This window comes from Pseudanabaena biceps PCC 7429 (assembly GCF_000332215.1).
In the GTDB taxonomy this organism is placed as follows: domain Bacteria; phylum Cyanobacteriota; class Cyanobacteriia; order Pseudanabaenales; family Pseudanabaenaceae; genus Pseudanabaena; species Pseudanabaena biceps.
Genome location: NZ_ALWB01000350.1, coordinates 1 through 2,637, shown reverse-complemented (window position 1 = coordinate 2,637; position 2,637 = coordinate 1). Strand labels below are relative to the sequence as shown.

Sequence of the window (2,637 nt, the reverse complement as noted above, 5' to 3'; positions counted from 1 at the left end):
CAAGTAATCAAACCACTCTTCGCCTACAAACTCTCGGTCTGCGGTCAAAAAGTCGATTTTGCGGTCTCCAAATATTTCCAGAAATCGATTCCACAATTCACAGCGTTCACGGGTGTTTGAGTTACCTTTTTATCCAGCATCATCCATACCAAGGGGAAGGCAACACCGTGATGCACTACCCCCAGTGTCAGCACATTAAACACTGTCTTACCGAATTTCCAATCGGTGCGGTCGATGGAGATTACCCATGGTTCGGGTATTTTCATTACTTTGACGACCATTAAAGCGATGCTTTCATAGTCCACTTCAAAGTCTCGAAAAATCTCTGTAGCCGCTTGTAATGCGATTCAACTTTGGCTTCACCACTAAATCCTGTGGCGATTTCGACTAGGTTTACTGTCTTTACTCGCATTAGAGCGATCAAGAATGTTGACACAAAGGCAAGTCTTGCTGCATTCCATTGCAGATGTTGCTGCAACATTTCGCGGAATAGGTTAATCTCTTTCATAGGGGGGTTATAGCCGATGTGGTTATCTTCTATAAAACCCCTTCCTGTCTACTTTTGCAACTTTTTGTCCTGTACTAAGTAAATCGCTATAAAAAAACTATGGCAAAAGATCTCTTTCATAATGAAGTGCGGATCGCATTAGAAAAAGATGGATGGCTAATCACCCACGATCCCTATCGCTTGCGTTATGGAGTTGCAGACATCTACATCGACCTCGCCGCCGAAGAAGCGCCGACTACAATGAAGCCATCCGCCTCAATCCTAATCTTGCTGAAACTTACTACAATCGCGGGAATACTTACCAAAATTTAGGAGAGAAGCAGAAAGCTTTAGTAGATTTTCGAGAGGCATCGAGGCTCTATCGGCAACAGGGTAAAATATCAGATTATGAAGATGCAGAAAATAGGATTAGAAAATTAGGAGAATGATGACTGAGACGATGAAATACAATGTTAAGACCCAAGCAATGAGGCTATGGAGGTAAATTATGAGTCCCTTATTAACCAAAGTTTTAGATGAAGCGACACAACTGACACCCCAAGAGCAATTACAACTAGTTTCGCATTTGATAAATATTTGGCAGCAAATACCACACCTCAATGAAATATCTAACGGTAAAACTACTCCAAGCCCAACATTAAGCCGTAAAAATCTTTTTGGTTGTATGAAAGGCAAAATAAAAATGGCTCCAGATTTCGATACTCCCCTTGCTGATTTTGCTGAGTATATGTGATGAAATTATTACTGGATACACATATTTTAATTTGGTTGTTAGAGGGCAATCAAAACCTTAGCCCTAAAGTCAGACAGGTAATAGAAGATGAAACCAATAGTCTGTATATCAGCATAGTGAGCCTATGGGAAATTGCGATCAAAACCAGCCTTGGCAAACTCCAATTAGAAACTCCACTAGAAAAAATTATCTGTGATTTGGCGTTGCACAAATGAGAGATGAATGAGTAAATAAAAGATAACGAGTTTTAGCAATGAAAAACAATGAAATGTCCAAAGTGTGGTTCAACACATATTCGTAAAAATGGGAAACGAGGAGACAAACAAAAGGGAGCATCTCACTAATGCAATGAGTATTTCTACTTATAGATGACATATGAGAAAATGAATAAAAAATGAGGTTAAAAAAAGATGACACCCGAAGAAAGCAAAGTTCTGAAAGAACATCTAAAAGCTGCGGCGGCAATTCTATTGAATAATACCCCAAAAGAAGAGCTAAAAAGCTTTAACAGCATAGAATTAGCAGTCAGAGACCACTTGCTCAAAGAAGTAGCACCAGAGATCGGAAATTTTAAGCAGCAGCAGCAAACAAGAACAGGAAGAAGCAGAAAGATCCAGACCAGTCTAGGAACATGGCAAATTAGAGTCAAACAAGTTGCACAATTAGGTTTGAAAAAACGCAGTCGATTGAGTCCGCAGCTAGAAGCAAATTGTCTATTGCTGAGTGCCAACGTTTCTTACGAAAATGCGGCTCGGGACTTGCACAAGCTAACGGGAATATACGTTGACCACAGTACCCCAGCAGAGGCTAGTCCACCGTCAAGAATTTGCAGAATTAGAAGTAGGGGAAACGATTACAGAACTTAGTATTGATGGTGGTAAGGCAAGATTACGCACAGAGAAAGGACAAGCCAGTGAATGGCGTGACTACAAGGCTGTAACTCTCAACAAACAAACTTGTGCAGCGTTCTTCCAAGAGAATGACAAACTGCTAGCTTCAGTAAATGCACAGCTTTTGGCTGACCCAGTTACTGTTTAGGAGATGGACATCCGGGAGTGTGGAATTTAATGGCAGATATTGCTACTACATCGCAACGACGTGAAATTCTTGATTGGTATCATCTCAAGGAAAATCTGCATAAGGTTGGTGGTTCTAACAAACGGTTGCAGGATGTTGAAACTAGCCTCTGGCGGGGTAATATCGACTCAGCCATTGCTGCCTTTGCCGATTGGGACAATCCTCAAGTTACTGGAGTTTAGACTAAAAAAGGAAAAAAAGGCAGAGTAAAAGAGATACAAACTGCCTAAAGTAGATGAAAAAGAAAAAGCACATCTACAGTCATGATTATTGATAAACTACAGAACTTTCGTCAACAGGCATATTAATTTTTTAGGAA

7 protein-coding genes and 1 pseudogene are annotated in these 2,637 nt (G+C 40.4%); 7 read left to right on the top strand and 1 reads right to left on the bottom strand.

Going from position 1 to position 2,637, the window contains the following annotated elements; translation table 11 throughout:
• A pseudogene (locus tag PSE7429_RS28270) lies at positions 1-508 on the bottom strand (IS4 family transposase); the annotation flags it as partial.
• Between the two features lie 99 nt (positions 509-607).
• Here PSE7429_RS28270 and PSE7429_RS27430 point away from each other — a divergent pair.
• From PSE7429_RS27430 to PSE7429_RS23980, 7 genes are all read left to right on the top strand, one after another.
• Positions 608-820, top strand: a complete 213-nt coding sequence (locus PSE7429_RS27430; RefSeq protein WP_009629617.1) for a XisH protein — start codon at positions 608-610, stop codon at positions 818-820.
• Positions 757-936, top strand: a complete 180-nt coding sequence (locus PSE7429_RS28085; RefSeq protein WP_407681169.1) for a tetratricopeptide repeat protein — start codon at positions 757-759, stop codon at positions 934-936. The genes PSE7429_RS27430 and PSE7429_RS28085 overlap by 64 nt, the downstream gene beginning before the upstream one ends.
• A gap of 59 nt (positions 937-995) precedes the next feature.
• The gene (locus tag PSE7429_RS22125; RefSeq protein WP_009629616.1) at positions 996-1,241 is read left to right on the top strand and encodes a DUF2281 domain-containing protein; all 246 of its coding nucleotides are present in this window, start codon (positions 996-998) and stop codon (positions 1,239-1,241) included.
• Entirely contained in the window at positions 1,241-1,456 is a 216-nt protein-coding gene (locus tag PSE7429_RS22120) for a type II toxin-antitoxin system VapC family toxin (RefSeq protein ID WP_009629615.1), read from the top strand. The genes PSE7429_RS22125 and PSE7429_RS22120 overlap by 1 nt, the downstream gene beginning before the upstream one ends.
• 48 nt (positions 1,457-1,504) lie before the next feature.
• Entirely contained in the window at positions 1,505-1,585 is an 81-nt protein-coding gene (locus PSE7429_RS28265) for a transposase-like zinc-binding domain-containing protein (RefSeq protein ID WP_422394347.1), read from the top strand.
• Positions 1,586-2,024: 439 nt separating this feature from the next.
• Positions 2,025-2,279, top strand: coding sequence for a hypothetical protein (locus tag PSE7429_RS26065; RefSeq protein ID WP_144052565.1), 255 nt, complete (start codon positions 2,025-2,027; stop codon positions 2,277-2,279).
• Between the two features lie 29 nt (positions 2,280-2,308).
• A complete protein-coding gene (locus PSE7429_RS23980; RefSeq protein WP_009629613.1) occupies positions 2,309-2,500 on the top strand; it encodes a hypothetical protein in 192 nt (63 codons plus the stop codon).
• Positions 2,501-2,637: the final 137 nt, after the last annotated feature.

Bases quoted from the DNA above. Each gene is read 5' to 3' on its own strand.
- PSE7429_RS22125 (WP_009629616.1), top strand. From the start codon at position 996: ATGAGTCCCTTATTAACCAAAGTTTTAGATGAAGCGACACAACTGACA.
- PSE7429_RS22120 (WP_009629615.1), top strand. From the start codon at position 1,241: ATGAAATTATTACTGGATACACATATTTTAATTTGGTTGTTAGAGGGC.
- PSE7429_RS28265 (WP_422394347.1), top strand. From the start codon at position 1,505: ATGAAATGTCCAAAGTGTGGTTCAACACATATTCGTAAAAATGGGAAA.
- PSE7429_RS27430 (WP_009629617.1), top strand. From the start codon at position 608: ATGGCAAAAGATCTCTTTCATAATGAAGTGCGGATCGCATTAGAAAAA.
- PSE7429_RS23980 (WP_009629613.1), top strand. From the start codon at position 2,309: ATGGCAGATATTGCTACTACATCGCAACGACGTGAAATTCTTGATTGG.